Source organism: Lacisediminimonas profundi (assembly GCF_008831265.1).
Lineage (GTDB): Bacteria > Pseudomonadota > Gammaproteobacteria > Burkholderiales > Burkholderiaceae_D > Lacisediminimonas > Lacisediminimonas profundi.
Window position 1 is genome coordinate 190,333 of record NZ_VTTH01000001.1, and the last position, 16,911, is coordinate 207,243.

At 62.0% G+C, this 16,911-nt stretch carries 18 protein-coding genes; 11 read left to right on the forward strand and 7 right to left on the reverse strand.

The features are described from left to right. Positions 1-330: 330 nt before the first annotated feature. Together FVE66_RS00875 and FVE66_RS00880 are read left to right on the forward strand one after the other, a co-directional pair. A complete protein-coding gene (locus FVE66_RS00875) occupies positions 331-894 on the forward strand; it encodes a hypothetical protein (protein WP_151445505.1) in 564 nt (187 codons plus the stop codon). Between the two features lie 213 nt (positions 895-1,107). After that, positions 1,108-1,326 (forward strand): hypothetical protein, encoded by a 219-nt coding sequence (locus tag FVE66_RS00880; RefSeq protein WP_151445506.1) that lies wholly within the window; start codon positions 1,108-1,110, stop codon positions 1,324-1,326. A gap of 163 nt (positions 1,327-1,489) precedes the next feature. Here FVE66_RS00880 and FVE66_RS00885 read toward each other — a convergent pair whose 3' ends face one another. Further along, complete coding sequence (locus FVE66_RS00885) at positions 1,490-2,284, reverse strand: Crp/Fnr family transcriptional regulator (RefSeq protein WP_421829118.1); 795 nt, start codon at positions 2,282-2,284, stop codon at positions 1,490-1,492. A gap of 344 nt (positions 2,285-2,628) precedes the next feature. Here FVE66_RS00885 and ypfJ point away from each other — a divergent pair, with 344 nt between their 5' ends. From ypfJ to FVE66_RS00900, 3 genes are all read left to right on the forward strand, one after another. Beyond that, positions 2,629-3,492, forward strand: coding sequence for a KPN_02809 family neutral zinc metallopeptidase (gene ypfJ / locus FVE66_RS00890; protein ID WP_151445507.1), 864 nt, complete (start codon positions 2,629-2,631; stop codon positions 3,490-3,492). Positions 3,493-3,853: 361 nt separating this feature from the next. Beyond that, positions 3,854-4,594 carry an acetoacetyl-CoA reductase gene (gene phbB, locus FVE66_RS00895; protein WP_151445508.1) on the forward strand — a complete coding sequence of 247 codons (741 nt, stop codon included), beginning with the start codon at positions 3,854-3,856 and terminating at the stop codon, positions 4,592-4,594. Positions 4,595-4,786: 192 nt separating this feature from the next. Next, complete coding sequence (locus FVE66_RS00900; protein ID WP_151445509.1) at positions 4,787-4,987, forward strand: hypothetical protein; 201 nt, start codon at positions 4,787-4,789, stop codon at positions 4,985-4,987. Between the two features lie 119 nt (positions 4,988-5,106). On the opposite strand, the gene FVE66_RS00905 is transcribed toward FVE66_RS00900, so the two are convergent. Continuing rightward, the gene (locus tag FVE66_RS00905; protein ID WP_151445510.1) at positions 5,107-5,823 is read right to left on the reverse strand and encodes a hypothetical protein; all 717 of its coding nucleotides are present in this window, start codon (positions 5,821-5,823) and stop codon (positions 5,107-5,109) included. A gap of 139 nt (positions 5,824-5,962) precedes the next feature. On the opposite strand from FVE66_RS00905, the gene FVE66_RS20360 reads away from it, so the two are divergent. Further along, positions 5,963-6,220, forward strand: a complete 258-nt coding sequence (locus FVE66_RS20360) for a hypothetical protein (RefSeq protein ID WP_206668696.1) — start codon at positions 5,963-5,965, stop codon at positions 6,218-6,220. A 56-nt stretch (positions 6,221-6,276) separates the two neighbouring features. On the opposite strand, the gene FVE66_RS00910 is transcribed toward FVE66_RS20360, so the two are convergent. Next, positions 6,277-7,308 (reverse strand): XdhC family protein, encoded by a 1,032-nt coding sequence (locus tag FVE66_RS00910; protein WP_151445511.1) that lies wholly within the window; start codon positions 7,306-7,308, stop codon positions 6,277-6,279. A 123-nt stretch (positions 7,309-7,431) separates the two neighbouring features. Here FVE66_RS00910 and FVE66_RS00915 point away from each other — a divergent pair, with 123 nt between their 5' ends. Continuing rightward, positions 7,432-8,016: a nucleotidyltransferase family protein gene (locus FVE66_RS00915; protein ID WP_151445512.1), complete on the forward strand. Its 585-nt coding sequence runs from the start codon at positions 7,432-7,434 to the stop codon at positions 8,014-8,016. A 42-nt stretch (positions 8,017-8,058) separates the two neighbouring features. Here the strand turns inward: FVE66_RS00915 and FVE66_RS00920 are convergent, their stop codons facing one another. Further along, complete coding sequence (locus FVE66_RS00920; RefSeq protein WP_151445513.1) at positions 8,059-8,964, reverse strand: YihY/virulence factor BrkB family protein; 906 nt, start codon at positions 8,962-8,964, stop codon at positions 8,059-8,061. A gap of 216 nt (positions 8,965-9,180) precedes the next feature. On the opposite strand from FVE66_RS00920, the gene FVE66_RS00925 reads away from it, so the two are divergent. Then, the gene (locus FVE66_RS00925; protein ID WP_206668697.1) at positions 9,181-10,131 is read left to right on the forward strand and encodes an MBL fold metallo-hydrolase; all 951 of its coding nucleotides are present in this window, start codon (positions 9,181-9,183) and stop codon (positions 10,129-10,131) included. A 28-nt stretch (positions 10,132-10,159) separates the two neighbouring features. Here FVE66_RS00925 and serC read toward each other — a convergent pair whose 3' ends face one another. Further along, the gene (gene serC, locus FVE66_RS00930) at positions 10,160-11,239 is read right to left on the reverse strand and encodes a 3-phosphoserine/phosphohydroxythreonine transaminase (protein WP_151445514.1); all 1,080 of its coding nucleotides are present in this window, start codon (positions 11,237-11,239) and stop codon (positions 10,160-10,162) included. A 151-nt stretch (positions 11,240-11,390) separates the two neighbouring features. Here serC and FVE66_RS00935 point away from each other — a divergent pair, with 151 nt between their 5' ends. Genes FVE66_RS00935 through FVE66_RS00945 form a run of 3 tightly spaced genes read left to right on the forward strand, consistent with a single transcriptional unit; the run spans position 11,391 to position 13,498 of the window. After that, a complete protein-coding gene (locus FVE66_RS00935; protein WP_151445515.1) occupies positions 11,391-11,987 on the forward strand; it encodes a chromate transporter in 597 nt (198 codons plus the stop codon). Continuing rightward, positions 11,984-12,556 carry a chromate transporter gene (locus tag FVE66_RS00940; RefSeq protein ID WP_151445516.1) on the forward strand — a complete coding sequence of 191 codons (573 nt, stop codon included), beginning with the start codon at positions 11,984-11,986 and terminating at the stop codon, positions 12,554-12,556. Before FVE66_RS00935 ends, FVE66_RS00940 begins: the two co-directional genes overlap by 4 nt. A gap of 3 nt (positions 12,557-12,559) precedes the next feature. Next, a complete protein-coding gene (locus tag FVE66_RS00945; protein WP_151445517.1) occupies positions 12,560-13,498 on the forward strand; it encodes a DMT family transporter in 939 nt (312 codons plus the stop codon). 69 nt (positions 13,499-13,567) lie between these two features. Here the strand turns inward: FVE66_RS00945 and FVE66_RS00950 are convergent, their stop codons facing one another. Together FVE66_RS00950 and FVE66_RS00955 are read right to left on the reverse strand one after the other, a co-directional pair. Continuing rightward, positions 13,568-15,316, reverse strand: a complete 1,749-nt coding sequence (locus FVE66_RS00950) for a glutamine--tRNA ligase/YqeY domain fusion protein (RefSeq protein WP_151445518.1) — start codon at positions 15,314-15,316, stop codon at positions 13,568-13,570. 122 nt (positions 15,317-15,438) lie between these two features. After that, positions 15,439-16,869 carry an efflux transporter outer membrane subunit gene (locus tag FVE66_RS00955; RefSeq protein WP_151445519.1) on the reverse strand — a complete coding sequence of 477 codons (1,431 nt, stop codon included), beginning with the start codon at positions 16,867-16,869 and terminating at the stop codon, positions 15,439-15,441. Positions 16,870-16,911 lie beyond the last annotated feature (42 nt).

Consider the following 16,911-nt stretch of genomic DNA (forward strand, 5'->3'; position numbering starts at 1 on the left):
GATAGGTGAGTGGTTCGCTCGTCTCCCTTTTTTGGCGGCAACCCACGGTGGACCATAACGGTTCTTTCTTTTTTTTGGGGGGTGGGTTTCCATCACGCGTGCGTCGCATGGCTCAAATGTTCGATCCGATCTTTGGTGCGCGTTCGAAAAGATCGGATCGTTCGTTCCGAACAAATCTTCATCTATCGCACGTAGTTGTCACAAAGCATTTGGTAGAGCACTAATTTTTGTTTCATTCGTGCGGCCGTCCGCCTAGGATGCCGTCCCTTCAAATGCCCTGTTGTCCAGATGGATCAGGGCGAGAGAATTTGGTCGAGATGAAAGGTAAGTATGAATAAACTGGAGCTGTCCAGCCCCATGCTGCGGGCGGAATTCAAGCTGCCCGATGGCTACACCCCTGTGCGCTACCACTCGGCGCACATGTCCTTGCGCTGCCACTATCCCGATCTGGCGCCGGAGGCCGAGGATGAGGTCAGCACGGACGAAACGGTCGACCTGCAAATAAGCTTGCAGAAAGGCCTTGGGCGCATCGAGCTGCTGATCAACGGCGATGGTCCGGTGCTGGAGCCGGCCTATGCGCGCCAGATGACCTGTCTTGAACCGATAGGGCGCTATCTGATCTATCGGGAGGACCGCATACAGACAGGCCAGCGACACACCCTGATGACTTATGTGTTTCACGCCGACGACGGCGCGGTCGTGGGTGTCGAGGACGCGGGAGAGACCATGGGGCAGTATCAGTATTACCGCAGGATCGGGAAATTCATCCAGCTGCAATACACACTGAGCAAGGATTTCGGCGACGACTTCATCGAGATCGACGCGCGTACCAGCGGCTTCGTCAAGGCCTTGCTGGTCAAGGCCTGGCAGATCGATCTTTCCGAGCTTGAATAGCGGGCCAATGCGTGCAATGCATATTGCGATCCGGGAATCGATTCATCTGTCGGGGAAGGATATCCGGCATGTCGGCTGATTGCGAAACAAGCGTGGCGTGAGGAAACCGGCGCCGGGCAGTGTCCGCGCAAAGCTTCGCACTCTTGTGCGCGGTCAGTGCAGGGTTTGAGGCGGCGCAGGTGGGGCGGGAATGAGCATGCCTATGATGAAGGCATGGACACGAACGAAATCCGCCGCCGCCTGATCTGGCACCAGAATCGCATCAACTCGCTGGCAACCTTGTTGCCGTCCGAGGCGCAGCTCGATTTCTGGACTGTCGATTGCACCGAAACCATCGACATCGCAGAGCGCAAGCGACTGGTGCTGACGATCACCGAGATCCGGCCGCAGGCTAGCGCCGAGCTGCTCGACCGCGTCAAGAGCCGGCGTTGATCCGGGCAGTGTGTGCTGCTGCCCGGGTTTGCGCCGGGGCTGCGGCATGATGCCGCATCATGGCGCCCGACACACCATATGGAGACTTTCTGGATTGCAACTTCCCTGAACTGAAAAGGCCCGGCAAAAGCCGGGCCTTTTTTTATCCGTACCTGGCATGGCGTCAGGCGCCGGCTGCGGGAACGGCCTGTGCCTGTGCTTGCTGCTTGGCGCGCGAACGGGACGGTGGCAGGCGGCGCAGTGTGCGCAAGGTGCCGATGTCGTTGATGCCGATTGCGCGCTGGTCGACGGCGATCAGGCCGATCTCGTTGAAGGCGGAGAAAGTACGGCTGACGGTTTCCAGCGTGAGCCCGAGGTAGCTGCCGATTTCGTGGCGGGTCATGCGCAGGTTGAATTCCTTGTTGGAGTAGCCCATCGCGCCGAAGCGGTCCGAGAGCGATACCAGGAAACGCGCGACGCGGGCTTCGGCCGATAGCGAACCGAGCATGCTGACCATCGCCTGCTCCCGCACCAGTTCCCGGCTCATCACGCTGTAGATGGCGGTCTCCAGTTCAGGATGGGAGCGGCCCAGCGCCGAGAACTTCTTGAACGGCAGAAGTATGATGTCACATGAGGACAGCGCCACCGCTTCGGAAGTGTACTGCTTGCTGTGGATGCCATCGATGCCGAACAGGTCGCCCTTCATCGGGAAGGACAGTACCTGCTCATTGCCGGACTCGTCGATCATGACGGTTTTCAGGAAACCGGAGTTGACGATGTAGAGCATGTCGAACGGCTGGCCGATCGTATGGATGCGCTGGCCGGTCTTGAACTGGACGTGCTGGAATGCGAAATCGGAGTCGAGTGTGGCACCGGGGCAGCTGATGCGCAACAGGTCGCAAACTTCGTTAAGGTTGGACCAAAGCTTGGCCGAACGCTGCCAAGCCGCCTCGGCGGCCCGGTTCATTGGGGCATTCATGGTGTTTTGAGTTGCCAGCACGGTGTTCTCCTGTATTTTCGACTTGAGTCAAACTTGTTGTTTCGGTCAGGCTTGTTTCTGCAAATGAACGATTGCAGTATGTCGGTTCGATAACCGAAAGAAAATCAGCGCTGGCTGAAGTGAGTTATAGGAATTTGGCCGACCTTCGTAGGAGGATTCCTAATGGCTATGCGGAATTCGTGCATTGTGATGCGAGGCAGGATGACTAATTGCATGAATCTTGATGAGAATGGGATAAACGTGGACATGAGCGGGAACGGCGAGATGGATGTTGTGGCGATTTGTGCGCCCCGGCGGGGCCGGTTGGAAGCCGGGGGCTGGCGATGAAGTGGGAAGGCAATCGCGAAAGCGATAATGTTGAAGACCGGCGTGGCGGTGGTGGCTTGCCGATCGGAGGCGGCACGATCGGCATAGGCAGCGTGGTGATCGCGCTGCTGGCATCGCTGTTCTTCGGTATCGACCCGTCAACTGTGCTCAACTTGCTGAGCGGCGGCGGACTGGCGCCGCAGCAGGTACAGGCACCGGCACGGCAGCCGCCGGCGGGCGACCAGACCGCCCGCTTCGTGTCCACCGTACTGGCGGACACCGAGGACACCTGGGGCAGGATATTCAGCGAAGGCGGCGCCACCTACCAGCAGCCGCGGCTGGTGCTATTCAGCGGGCAGACGCCGACCGCCTGCGGTACCGGGACCGCCGCCACCGGTCCCTTCTATTGCCCCGGCGACCGCAAGGTCTACATCGACCTCACTTTCTTCCGGATGATGCGGCAGCGCTTTCACGTTTCCGGCGAGTTCGCCCAGGCCTATGTGATCGCACACGAGGTGGGGCACCATGTGCAGAACATGATGGGCATCATGCAGCAGGTGGACAATGCCCGCCGGCGCGGCTCGCAGGCGCAGGCAAATGCGCTCTCGGTGAAGCTTGAATTGCAGGCTGACTGTTTTGCCGGGGTGTGGGCAAAAAATGCCGACCAGGCGCGCGGGATCCTGGAAGCAGGGGATGTCGAGGCTGCGCTGAACGCCGCGACTGCAATCGGCGATGATGCATTGCAGCGCCAGTCGCAAGGCTATGCAGTGCCTGACTCCTTCACACACGGATCCTCGGAACAACGGGTGCGCTGGTTCCGCCGCGGCATCGAGAGCGGCCGCGTGAGTGCATGCAATACCTTCAAGGCGGCCCGGCTTTAACGTTTTCCGGCGACTTGCCGCGGGTCGCCGCGGGCCGCGCAAGGGGGGGCTATCAGAACTTGGCTCCAGCCCCATTTTCAAGCGCGGCATCCTGTTTGGACCGGGGTGCCGTGCCGCTGAGAACCTGTGTTCGGTGAGCGCAGTTTCCTTGCGATGACTGCGGCAAGTTCATGCGAGATTGTGCGACCTCAGATCATCTGTACACCCATCGAATGCTTCGGGTTCCCATTACTCACGCCACCAGTAGGCGAACGTCCGTTCTCGGTCTATCATGCCGTAAAGCGTAAAGTCTGGCGCCTGCTTGCGCATGTGTGCTCGCTTCATCCAATTATTTTCATTTCCATTCTAGAGGGAGACAGTCATGGCGAGGATTGCGTTGATCACGGGCGGCATGGGCGGGTTGGGCGAGGCAATTTGCATCAAGATGGCGGCATTGGGATACCAGGTGGTGACCACTCATTCCCCGGGCAATACCCGGTCGCAGGAATGGCTGGACGGCATGCGGGAGCAGGGGTTCCAGTTCCATGCCTATCCCTGCGATGTCGCCGACTACGCTTCGGCCGAAGCATGCATCGACCAGATCGGCAAGGATATGGGACCGATCGATGTGCTGGTCAATAATGCCGGCATTACGCGCGACATGACTTTCAAGAGGATGGACAAGACCAACTGGGACGCCGTGATCAGGACCAACCTGGATTCGGTATTCAACATGACCAAGCCGGTGTGCGACGGCATGGTCGATCGCGGCTGGGGACGCATCATCAACATCTCGTCGGTCAATGGCCAGAAGGGCGCGTTCGGACAGACCAACTACTCGGCGGCCAAGGCCGGCATGCACGGCTTCACCAAGGCGCTGGCGCTGGAGGTGGCGCGCAAGGGCGTGACCGTCAACACGATCTCGCCGGGCTACATCGGGACCAAGATGGTCACCTCGATTCCGAGGGAGGTCCTGGACAGCAAGATAATTCCGCAGATTCCGATGGGACGGCTGGGCAAGCCGGAGGAAGTGGCGGGCCTGGTTGCCTACCTGGCTTCGGACGAGGCCGCCTTCCTTACCGGTGCCAATATTGCCATCAATGGTGGCCAGCACATGTATTGAAGCACCTGCACTGAAGCACCTGACTTGAGCACGTGCGCTGATGGTGAAACGACAAGTGCGCAGCACGAGAGACCGGGAAAGCCTCCCGGTCTTTTTTTTTTCAAAAAGTTCGTTCGTCGTGTCAACAGTCTGGCAGCCGCTCTCGTTAAGGTAGTACGTAGACCCTCTACGGCCACTCAACGAGGAACACAAATGAAAAAACTGATCGCTCTCCTGATCGCTGCTTCTTTCGCAACCGGCGCATTCGCTCAAGCTACTCCGGCCGCTCCTGCTACCCCGGCTGCACCTGCTGCACAATCGGCACCTGCTGCCGATGCAAAGCCTGCCAAGAAAGCAAAGAAAGCCAAGAAAGCAAAGAAAGCCAAGAAAGCAAAAGCAGCGAAAGCAGCTTAAGTTTCACGGCTTGAAGTGCGCGGCTTGTCCGGCTTTGCCGGGCGCGGCCGGGCACAAGAGAACGGAGCCCTCGGGCTCCGTTTTTTTTGGTGGCCATCCTGGCCACCGGCATGTCCGGGTCAGCTCCTCGGGCGTGGCTCCCGGCGTGTCAATCGTCTTTCGGCAGGATGCGAGAACGTCCTGAATTCGATATTGGTAATCCCGATCGACCCCACCGGTCCCGATACGAATTCATTGATGCGCTTGACCGGGAAAAGATAGTTGTCGAGTATGACAATGTCAGTGCGGCAAGCAGGATTGGTACTGTAAAGCTGCGGCTTGATCTCGTGCCAGACGCCCTCGCTGATCCAGCCGTCCAGGAATAGCTGGTTGGGGTAGAGGGAATGGTCGGCGTCGAGGTAAGCCTTTTGCCCCTTTTGCAGGTTGGGATGCCCGGGCGGCTCGTCGCCTATCGCCAGGTTGATCCAGCCATCGCCGAGTTCGTGCAGCCGGTCGGTCTGGAACGCCACCAGATTCAACTGCAAATGCCACTTGCAGTTGAGCTCCAGCCGCTTTTCCAGCTTGCATTTGTCGCTCCACATCGACTGCCCGTCGCAGACCGTAAGCTGGGTCCCCATCACCTGTCCGATCAGAGTCGGCTCCATCTGCCGGATTTCATCCAGTTGTTCATGCAGGTTCCAGAACAGCCACTTGGTCCGCTCGCCCGGCGCCATGTCCGCCAGGTCGGCCTCGGGCCTGGCGCCGTAGGGCTCCAGTCCACGCAGGACATCCTTGCGCAGTTTTTCGTTGATTTCCTCCAGCTCGGGACTCGATCTGGAATGATTCTCCTTCTGCATGGCCGCTCCGCTTGAGGTATGTGGAATCCGGGATGGTTCAGGTGTAGCTGCTTGGACATGCACAGTAGCGAAAGTGTTTCACGTCCGCGATGCCATGTTGGCCACCCAGCGCAAGGTGCAGTTTGCGGTGCCGCAGTAGATGCTGAAAATCAGGGCTGGATTGCCTGCCCGTTTCGGTCTATCCTTTACTGGCGACAAGTTTGTTTCTGGAACAGAATCAGGAGAAGTCTTTGCTATCTCGCTCGAAGAAGGACTACAACAATACGGCGCCTCTGAAAGATCTGATGACCGCGCCTCCGATGACACCGGAGCGGCACGCGGAGATCAATCGGGAGCGCATACGCGGAAGGCGCATGCTGGAAGACAGGAACCAGCAAAAAGCAGACGAAAAGGATGACTTGTTCTGACTGAACGCAGCCCGCCGGTGGCGGGCTGGCCGGCAGGAAATGGCGCTTACTCTGCGGTGCGTACGCCGCAGACGTCTTCCGAATTGCCGACCTTCATTGCGCTCTTTGCATGCGCCACGCGCACCTCGTCGGGAAGCGTCACGCCGTTCTTCACGGCAGTCATTTCGGCCAGGATCGAGATGGCAATTTCGGATGGCGTCTTGCTGCCAATGTACAGGCCGATCGGACCGTGCAGACGCGCGATCTGTTCGTCGGTCAGGTCAAATTCTTTCAGGCGTTCGCGCCGTTTCTCATTGTTCGAACGCGAGCCTATGGCGCCGACGTAGAACGCATCGGACTTCAGCGCTTCCATCAATGCCAGGTCGTCCAGCTTTGGATCATGGGTCAGTGCCACCACCGCACTGCGGGTGTCAAGGCGCATCGAGACCACCAGGTCATCCGGCATTTCATGCACCACTTCCACGCCTTCCACCTGCCAGCCTTCGCGGTACTCTTCGCGCGGGTCGCAAACCGTGACGTGGTAGTCCATCCCCAGCGCGATCTGGGCCAGGAAGCGCGATAGCTGGCCGGCGCCGATGATCAGCAGGCGCCAGCGCGGGCCGTGGATGGTAGTCAGCGTGGTTTCCGACACCTGCAGGTTCATGCCCGGCCGTGCCTCGCTGAGCGAGACCGCACCACTTTGCAGGTCGAGCCGGCGCGCCACCAGCTGATGGCGTCCAAGACGCTCCAGCATGTCGGCAATGCCGCTGCTCGCCGACAGCGGCTCGATCGCCAATTGTATGGTGCCGCCGCAGGGCAATCCGAAGCGGTGCGCTTCGTCCGCCGTGATGCCATAGGTAACGATTTCAGGCCTGGTGCGTGTGATGCCATGCTTGCGCACGCGGTCGATCAGGTCGTCCTCGATGCAGCCGCCCGACACCGAGCCGACCACCCGGCCGTCGTCGCAGATGGCCAGGGTGGCCCCTTCGGGGCGGGGGCTGGAACCCCAGGTCTTGATCACCGTGATCAACTCGCAGCGTCGCCCGGCGTCTATCCATTGCGCGCATGTTTTCAGAACTTCAAGATCAATGCTGTCCATAGCCTGTTTGACCGTCAAATTAGGCCTACAGTCTACACCTCGGCGTTCGGGATGGTCGACCCGCCGGATGGGCCGTTTCGGACGTACGGCCCGGATCGGAAAGTGGTGATAACCTTCCCGCGCATGAACACACTGCGCTCTCCCATCGTTGGCATTCTTCTCGCCGCCGGCCGCGGCACCCGCTTTGATCCTGCAGGCCAGCAGGACAAGCTGTTGCAGCGACTGTCCGGCGGCCAGCCGGTTGCAGGGCAATCCGCCCGTAACCTGAAAGCGGTGGTCGACCGGGTGGTGGCTGTGGTCCGGCCAGGCCAGCAACAGTTGCTGCAGGTGCTGCAGGATGCCGGCTGCGAAACCACGGTGTGCCTGGACGCCGACCAGGGCATGGCGGCGTCATTGCAGCAAGGGCTGGCGCTTGCGGGCGATGCGCAAGGCTGGCTGATCGCGCTGGCCGACATGCCTTTCGTGGCTGCCGACACTTTGCAGAAGTTGCGTGACGCAGTGGAGCAGGGCCACGACATCGTGGTGCCGACTTTTGAGGGGCGGCGCGGCAATCCGGTGGCATTCAGCCGGCATCACCTGGCGGCCTTGCGCCAACTGCGCGGCGACGAGGGGGCGCGTTCCTTGCTGGCCAACTTTCCCGTGCACAAGGTGGAAGTGATGGACCCGGGCATCCACAGGGATATCGACACGCCCGGCGATCTGGCTTGAGCGGATGCAGGTTCATGCTCTGAACATCGAATGTGGGCATCCCTACTGAGGATCGACCCGAACCGGCTCCGGCTGGCGTGCGATCGGTTCGGTGCCTATGCGTTCGAATTCTGAAATCACCTGTCCGCCGTACAACAGCAGCGTGGCAGCCAGTTCCAGGCTGAACAGCACTACGATGGCTGTCGTCAGCGAGCCGTACACGACGCTGACCTGCGATAGCGCGGAGAAATACCAGACCAGCACATGGCGTGTGATTTCCCACAGCACGGTGGCAGTCACGCCGCCGATCAGCGCGTGGGAAAACGAAAGCCGTCCAACCGGCATCACCAGGTAGACCGAGGTAAGCAACAGGATTTCACCGACTACCCCGAGCAGGTACAGCAGGAATCCCGACAGTCCCGCCAGTGGCCAGATTCGTCCGAGCAGCATGACGCTTTCCTGCCCGATCGCTTGCAGCGACACCGACACCATCGTTACCAGCAGCAGGCCGAGTCCAAGAACCACGATGTAGCAGTACGGCATCAGGGCCGAGACCAGGAAGTGGCGGCGCCGGATCGCAACCCGGTGGATGAAGATGACCGACATGGCATTTTCCAGCACCGTGAAGGCGAGTGAGCTGAAGAAAAGCATGGTCAGCAACAGCACCGGCCCCAGCAATTCGCGATGCGCCAGGAAATTCGACAGTTCCGCCATCAGCGGCGCCGACTGGCCCGGGGCAACCCATTCGAGGTAGCGCTGCACCGTCAGCAGCAGTTCATGCTGGTCGACGATGTGGGACAAGCCGATCACGCTCAGGAACAGTAGCGGAATGATGGAAAGCAGTGCGTAATAGGCGACGGCACCGGCCAGCAGCAATCCCTGGTTGGCGCGGAATGCGCGCAGTGTCTGCAGGGCAAACACCAGGGGATGCTGCACTATCCGGGCGATCCGCGGATCGCGCAGCGTCATGCCGGCCCTCCGCCAGCCTGCCGCGAGGAATTAAGATGGCAATCAGTGAAGCAAGAATGCTTGTGCATGGGATCAGCTTAGTGCTTGCCGCGAGCCTGGATACGAACACAGCGCAAATTCAGGTGCGGCATGGCGGTTCCGGATTGATTTGCGCCGCGCCAAATGGTCGTCCATGGTCCGGCTATAAGCTGGAGCGCCGGATCAAGGAGGCTGCGCATGGCGTCTTGCAGGCCGAAACACGCGTTTCCATTGCTGGCGTTGTGCTTGATGCTGCTTGCCGGCATTGTCGCACAGGCACAGGAGCGGGCATCCGACGGCGAACGTGCGCTGCTATTGCCCACGGAAACCCCGGCCGGGGCGACCGACTTCAGCCGGGGCACGGTCACCTTCATCGGCAGCGCCACGGTGCTGCTGGAGTTCGCCGGATTTACCGTCCTGACCGATCCCGACTTCCTGCGCAAGGGTGAGCAGGCAAGTCTTGGCGCAGGACTGTCCGCGGAGCGGTTGACCGATCCGGCCATCGAGTTCGAGCAGCTGCCCGCCATCGACCTGGTGCTGCTGTCCCATATGCATGGCGATCATCTCGACCCCTTGCTGCAGCAGCAACTGGCGCGCGACATGCCGATCGTCACCACGCCGGAAGCGGCCCGCGTGCTCGGCGAATCCGGATTCAGGCGCCGCTTCGGGCTTGCGACCTGGGACCGGATGACGATACGAAAAGGCGATGCCATGTTGCGCATTACCAGCATGCCTGCGCGCCGCGGACCGTTGTTGCTGGCGTGGGCGCTGCCCGAGGCCATGGGCAGCATGCTGGATTTCATCACGGCCGAAGGCAACATTGCGTACCGGATCTATATCACCGGCGACACGCTGCTGCATGATGCGATCAAGGACATCCCGCGGCGCTATCCGGATATCGACCTGGCCTTGCTGCACCTGGGCGGCATGAAGGCGACCGGCATGGGGAGGGTGACGATGGACGCGGAGCAGGGCGTCCGGATGATGCAGATCGTCGCTCCGCGGCATGCAGTGCCGATCCACTTCGATGATTATGATGTGTTCAGATCGCCGATCGGGGATTTCGAGCGGCAGGCTCAGGCGGCAGGCCTGCGCGCCCGGCTCAGTTTCCTGCGGCAAGGCGAACGTTACGAGTTCGCCGGACGCTAGGACGGCCAGCCTGCCAGGAGCGCTGGCGTCAGCCGTGGGTGCGCTCGAACTCCTGCATGTAGGAGACCAGCGCGCGCACGCCTTCGATCGGCATCGCGTTGTAGATCGAAGCGCGCATGCCGCCCACCACGCGGTGGCCTTTCAGCTGCACCATGCCGTTGGCTTCGGCGCCGCGCAGGAATTCGCCATCCAGTTTCGGGTCGCGCAGATGAAAAGGAATGTTCATCCGCGAGCGGTCACTGCGCGCAACCGGATTGACATAGAAGCCGGAGCGGTCGAGGTAGTCGTACAGCAGGGCCGCCTTGGCGATATTGAGTTGCTCGATCGCCGCCACGCCACCCTGCTCGAGCAGCCATTCGAATACCAGGCCGGCGATGTAGATGCCGTAGGTGGGCGGGGTGTTGAGCATGGAGCCGGCTTCGGCCTGCTCTTTCCAGTGGAAGGCCGAGGGTGTGATCGGCAGCGCCCGGTCCAGCAGGTCGTCGCGCACGATCACCAGCGTCAGCCCGGCCGGGCCGATGTTCTTCTGCGCGCCGCCATAGATCACGCCATAGCGCGAGACGTCGATCACGCGCGACAGGATATGGGACGACATGTCGGCAACGATCGGCACGGCGCCGGTATCGGGCACCCAGTGGTATTCGACGCCGCCGATGGTCTCGTTGGTGCAGACATGCACATAGGCGGCGTCCGGGTCCAGCTTCCAGTCCTGCTGCGGCGGGACGTAGGTGAAGTTGCGGTCTTCGGCCGACGCGGCGACATTCACCGTGCAGTACTTGCCGGCTTCCTTGATTGATTTCTTCGACCATTCACCGGTGTTGACGTAATCGGCTTTCGTGCGCCCGCCCAGCAGGTTCATCGGGATGATGGCGTTCTCGGCCATCGCGCCGCCCTGCAGGAACAGCACCCGGTAGTTCGACGGAATGGCCAGCAGCTGGCGCAGGTCGGCCTCGGTCTTGTCGAAGATGCTGATGAACTCGCGGCCACGGTGGCTCATCTCCATCACCGACATGCCGCTGCCATGCCAGTCGAGCATTTCATCGGCGGCGCGGCGCAGTACGGATTCGGGCAGCACGGCCGGGCCGGCGCTGAAGTTGAAGGTGCGCATGGAGTTTCCAGTCAAGAGCGTAACGGATATGGTCGGCGCAATGGCCGACGATGCCGGGGGGAAGCTCGCAATTATGAATGAATTGCACGAACAGATGCAAGGAGGCGCTCGCCGGCCGATGCGCTAATGGCAGCCGGCCTATAATATCGGCATGCAAACACCCCCTGCTCCGGCTTCGGAATCGCGCAACCAGCCGAAGTCCCTGTCCGACCTGTTCATCTCGTTCACGCTGCTGGCCCTGCAGGGTTTTGGCGGCGTGCTGGCCATAGTCCAGCGCGAAATAGTGGAAAAGAAGCGCTGGATGACGCGCGAGGAATTCGTCGAGGAATGGTCCGTGGCGCAGATCATGCCCGGCCCCAACGTCATCAACCTTGCGCTGATGATCGGCGGCCGCTATTTCGGCTTGCGCGGCGCATTGGTTGCGCTGGCCGGCATGCTTGCAGCGCCGTTGCTGGTGGTGCTGCTGCTGGCGATCGCTTATGCGCAGCTTTCCAATCATCCCGGGGTTGCCGGCGCCCTGCGTGGAATGGGCGCCGTTGCTGCCGGCCTGATCATCTCGACCGGTCTCAAGCTGGCGCCGGCGCTCAAGTACAATCCGCTCGGCATGCCGGTGTGCTTGCTGCTCATGGCCGCGGCTTTCGTTGCGATCGCCTGGCTGCGCTGGCCCATGATGCTGGTGCTGCCCGCGCTGGGCATCGTTGCCTGCACTGCCGCCTGGCGCGCCCTGCGGGACAAGGGGCAGGCATGACACTGGATTTGCATGCAGCCGACTGGCTGTCCCTGTTTGGTCATTACCTGATGCTTTCGCTGCTGGCAGTCGGCGGCGCGATCACTACCACGCCCGATATGCATCGCTACCTGGTGGACGAGCGGCACTGGCTGACCGATCCGCAGTTCAACGCCTCGATCGCGATCGCGCAGGCGGCGCCGGGCCCGAACGTGCTGTTTGTCGCGCTGATGGGCTGGATGGTCGGCGTCAACAACGGCTCGATGTGGTGGGGCCTGCTCGGCATCGTGATCACCATGACCGGCATCATGCTGCCCAGTGCCATCCTGACCTACATGGCTGCGCAATGGGGGCATCGCAACCGCGACCTGCGCTCGGTGCGCGCCTTCAAGCAGGGCATGTCGCCGATCACCATCAGCATATTGATTGCAACCGGCTGGATCATGGCCAGCGGCCATAGCGATCCTGCCAGTGACTGGATCCTGTGGCTCATCACCCTCGTTTCCGCATTGATCGTCTGGCGCACCAGGATGCCGCTGCTGTGGCTGCTGGCGGTCGGCGCGGTGCTGGGCTGGTTCCTGCTCGCCTGAGCGATGCAGATCGACCAGCCAGGCGCCGCATCTGCTTCATCCGGCGCGTCCCCCGCCAGCACGCAGCGGCCGGCCGGCTTCGACACGTTCCTGGCCTGGTACTTTGTCATCATCTGGGGTTCCGGCTATCTCGCCAGCAAGGTCGGCATGCAGTATGCCGCGCCATTCACCTTTCTCTCGTTGCGCTATGCGGTGGGCCTGGTCTGCATGGTGCCGCTGGTCCTGTTTTCGGCATGCCGGTGGCCGGGTTCCATGCGCGAACTCGGGCATCTCTGCGTTGCCGGGGTGCTGATGCATGCAGTCAATCTCGCCGGCAGCCATTACACCCAATACTTCGGCATGTCGGCCGGGAACACCGCGCTGATCCTGGCCTTGCAACCCTTGCTGACCGCAGTGTTCGCACAACGGCGCATGGGGGAGCGGCTGGCCTGGTACCACTGGGCAGGGATCATGATGGGGCTGGCTGGCGTGGCACTGGTGGTCTGGCCCAAGCTGAGCTTCCAGGCCATGGCGATGGGCAGCCTGGTCGCGGTGACCATCTCCTTGCTGTCCATCACGGTTGGCACCTTGTACCAGCGGGTCCATTGTCCGCATGCCGACCTGCGGGTGGCGGGGCTTATCCAGTTTTCCGCCTCGCTGCTGCTGGTGGCGCCGCTGGCCTGGGTGGTGGAAGGCTTTGTCGTGCGCTGGAGCTGGCAGTTGCTCGCGTCGGTCCTGTTCCTGGTGGTATTTGCTTCGATACTTGCGACCAACGTATTGCATATGCTGATGCGCCGCGGACAGGCGACCCGGGTCACCAGCCTGCTGTTCCTGACGCCGGTGGTGGCGGTGTTGCTGGAATGGGTGATGTTCGGCTTGGTGCCGACATGGCTGACGGCGGTGGGGATTGCAATTACGTGCGCGGGGGTGGCGCTGGTGTCGGTGAGGGCGATGCGGGCTTGAATGCGGCGTTGAATGCATGCTGGGCTGCTTGCGGCCAGAAGCCGAAAGCAGCCCAGCATCGAGCAGCTGTCATCCCTTGGCGGGGGCCCAGGAATCTTTCAGGGTCACGATCCGGTTGAACACCGGCTTGCCCGGCTTCGAGTCTTTTCGATCCGCGACGAAATAGCCGTGCCGCTCGAACTGGTAGCGGTCTTCCGCCTGCGCCCGCTCCAGTCCCGGCTCCAGCCAGGCCTGCACCACTTCCATGGACGCCGGATTCAGGGCTTGCTTGAAATCCCGGCCGCCGGCGTCCGGATGCGGATCGGCGAACAGCCGGTCGTACAAGCGCACTTCGGCTTGCACCGCATGTGCTGCGCTGACCCAGTGGATATTGCCCTTGACCTTGTAGTTCGCCGAGCCTTCGGTGCCGCTCTTGCTGTCGGGGAAGTACTGGCAGTGGACGGCGGTGACGCGGCCGGTTTCATCCTTGTCGAAGCCGGTGCATTCGACCACATAGCCGTAGCGCAGCCGCACCTTGTTGCCGGGGTAGAGGCGGAAATAGCCCTTGGCCGGTTGTTCCATGAAATCGTCTTCCTCGATCCACAGCTCGCGGCTGATCGGGAAGCGGCGCACGCCGCGTTCCGGGAAGTGCGGATGGACCGGGGCGCTGCATTCGGTGACCAGGGTCTCCGGGAAATTGTCGATGATGAGCTTAAGCGGACGCAGCACCGCGGCCGAGCGCGGCGCTTTCGGGTCCAGGTCCTCGCGCAAGACGCCTTCGAGGGTGCTCATGTCGATCCAGCTGTCGGACTTGGTCACGCCGATGCGCTCGCAAAACATCTGTATCGATTCCGGCGTGTAGCCCCGGCGGCGGATGCCGACGATGGTGGGCATGCGCGGATCGTCCCAGCCGTCGACGATTTTTTCTTCGACCAGTTGCAGCAGCTTGCGCTTGCTGGTGATGGCGTAGGTCAGGTTCAGGCGGGCGAATTCATATTGATGCGGCAGCGGCTTCTTGAAGAATCCGCCTTCGGCGAGGCGCTCCAGCACCCAGTCGTAGAAGGGACGGTGATCCTGGAACTCCAGCGTGCAGATCGAGTGGGTGATGTTTTCCAGCGCGTCCGAGATCGGATGCGTGTAGTCGTACATCGGGTAGATGCACCACTGGTCTCCGGTGCGGTGATGGTGGGCATGACGGATGCGAAAGATCGCCGGGTCGCGCAGATTCATGTTGGGCGAGGCCATGTCGATCTTTGCCCGCAGCACATGCTCGCCGTCGCCGAATTCGCCGGCGCGCATGCGGCGAAACAGCGCCAGCGATTCTTCCGGCGTGCGCGTGCGGAACGGCGAATCGCGGCCCGGCGTGTTGAAGTCGCCGCGCGCCGCAACCATTTGCTCGGCGGTCTGGCTGTCGACATAGGCATGGCCGGCGCCGATCAGGTATTCGGCCATCGCATACAGCATCGGGAAATAATCGCTGGCGTAATACAGGTGCTGGTTCTTGCCGTCATTCCAGTCGAATCCGAGCCAGTGCACGCTGTCGATGATGGTGTCGACGTATTCCTGTTCTTCCTTGGCCGGATTGGTGTCGTCAAAGCGCAGGTGGCATTGGCCCTGATAGTCGCGGGCCAGCCCGAAATTCAGGCAGATCGACTTGGCATGGCCGATATGCAGGTAACCGTTGGGTTCCGGCGGAAAGCGGGTGATGACCTGGGGCAGTGGGTTGCCGTTGGCATCGGTGCGGCTGGCATGGCGGCCGGTGGCGAGATCGGATTCGATGATGCCGCGCAGGAAATTCGATGCCGGGGCAGCGGCGGGGCTTTTGTTGTCGTTGCTCATTGGAGGTGGGGGCGATTCGGTTAGTTGGGCATTTTACCGTAGCTGCCCCGCGGGGCTGCGGGCTGATCATTACCCACATCTCGATTGACAGCGCAGGCCGGCGCACGCCAGGACCGCTCCCGTTACCCGCCCTGCATCCGCCATCCCCCGCCCAGGGCCTGGATCAAGGCCACCGCAGTCGTCAACTGATCCGCCTGGGCCTGCGTCAATGCGCGTCGTGCATTCAGCGCAGCCACCTGCGCCGTCACCACTTCCGTATAGGACACCTGCCCGGCACGATAGCGGTTCAGGAACTGCGTCTCTGCCTGGTCGGCGGATGCGGATGCCAGCCGCCGCTGCTCAAGCTGTCCCGCAAGCACCCGGGTTGCAGCCAGCTGGTCCTCCACGTTCTGGAATGCCGTCAGTACCGTTTGCCGGTAGCGCGCCACCGTCTGCTCCCATGCGGCACGCGCCGCTTCTACCCGTCCCCGCGTCAGGCCGGCATTGAATACCGTCTGTACGGCGGACAAGCCCAGGGACCAGGCGGTGGTCGGCGCACTGAACAGGTCACCTAGCGTGCTCGCGCCCAGGCCGTAGGAAGCACTCAGCCCGAGATTCGGGTACCACGCAGCCTGGGCAACCCCGATTTGTTCATTCGCTTGGGCAACCCGCCGTTCAGCCGCCGCAATATCGGGCCGCCGCTGCAGCAACACCGAGGGCAGGCTTGCAGGAACCGCCGGCAACGAGGGCTTCCATGCAGGCGCAGGCGGCAGCGCAAATTCCGCAGGCGCAACGCCGGTCAGCACTGCGATCGCGTGTTCCAGTTGCGCGCGCTGGCGGGTCAGGCCCAGCTCGTCGGACTGGGCATTGGCGAGTTGCGTTTGTGCCTGCAGCTGGTCGGTGCGCGGCGCCACGCCGGCGTCATAACGGTTCTTCGCGATCTGCAACACGCGCTGGTAGCCGGCGATCGTCTCGCGCAGCAAGGCTAACTGCGCATCGCTCGCACGCAGCGAGAAATAGTTCGCGGCCAGTTCGCCCTGCGCCGATAGTGTCGCCGTCGCCAGGTCAGCCGCGCTGGCGTCAGCGCCGGCGCGTGCGCCTTCAGCAGCGCGTGCCAGCCGGCCCCAGACGTCCGGCTCCCAGCTGGCACCGAGGTTGACCTGCATGGTGGTGCCGCCGCGCACCGTCGTACCGGTCCCTGTGGTGCTGTCGCTGGCGTTGCGGGTGCCCTGGCCCGACAGGTTGACAGTCGGGAATTGCGCCGCCCGTTGCTGCGTCACCAGTGCCCGCGCTTGCGCATAGGCGGCAGCGGCAGCAGCCACGTTCTGGTTCGATACCGCGACGCGCGGCATCAGTTCATTCAGGATCGGGTCGCCGAACAGCTCCCACCAGGCGCCGCGTTCGATTGCATCGGCCGGTGCGGCGCTGACCCAGTCGCCAGCTTCCTTGTACCGCGTTGCAGCGGGAGCCGCCGGACGCTGGTAGTCCGGTCCGACGGCGCAGGAGGCAAGCATCAGTGGCAGCAGAAGCGCGGCCAGTGGTTTCAGGACAACGCGAGGAAATGGTTTTGTCATGGTTTGGTGCTTCGGGTCATGCCTTGAAGGGTATCCATATTT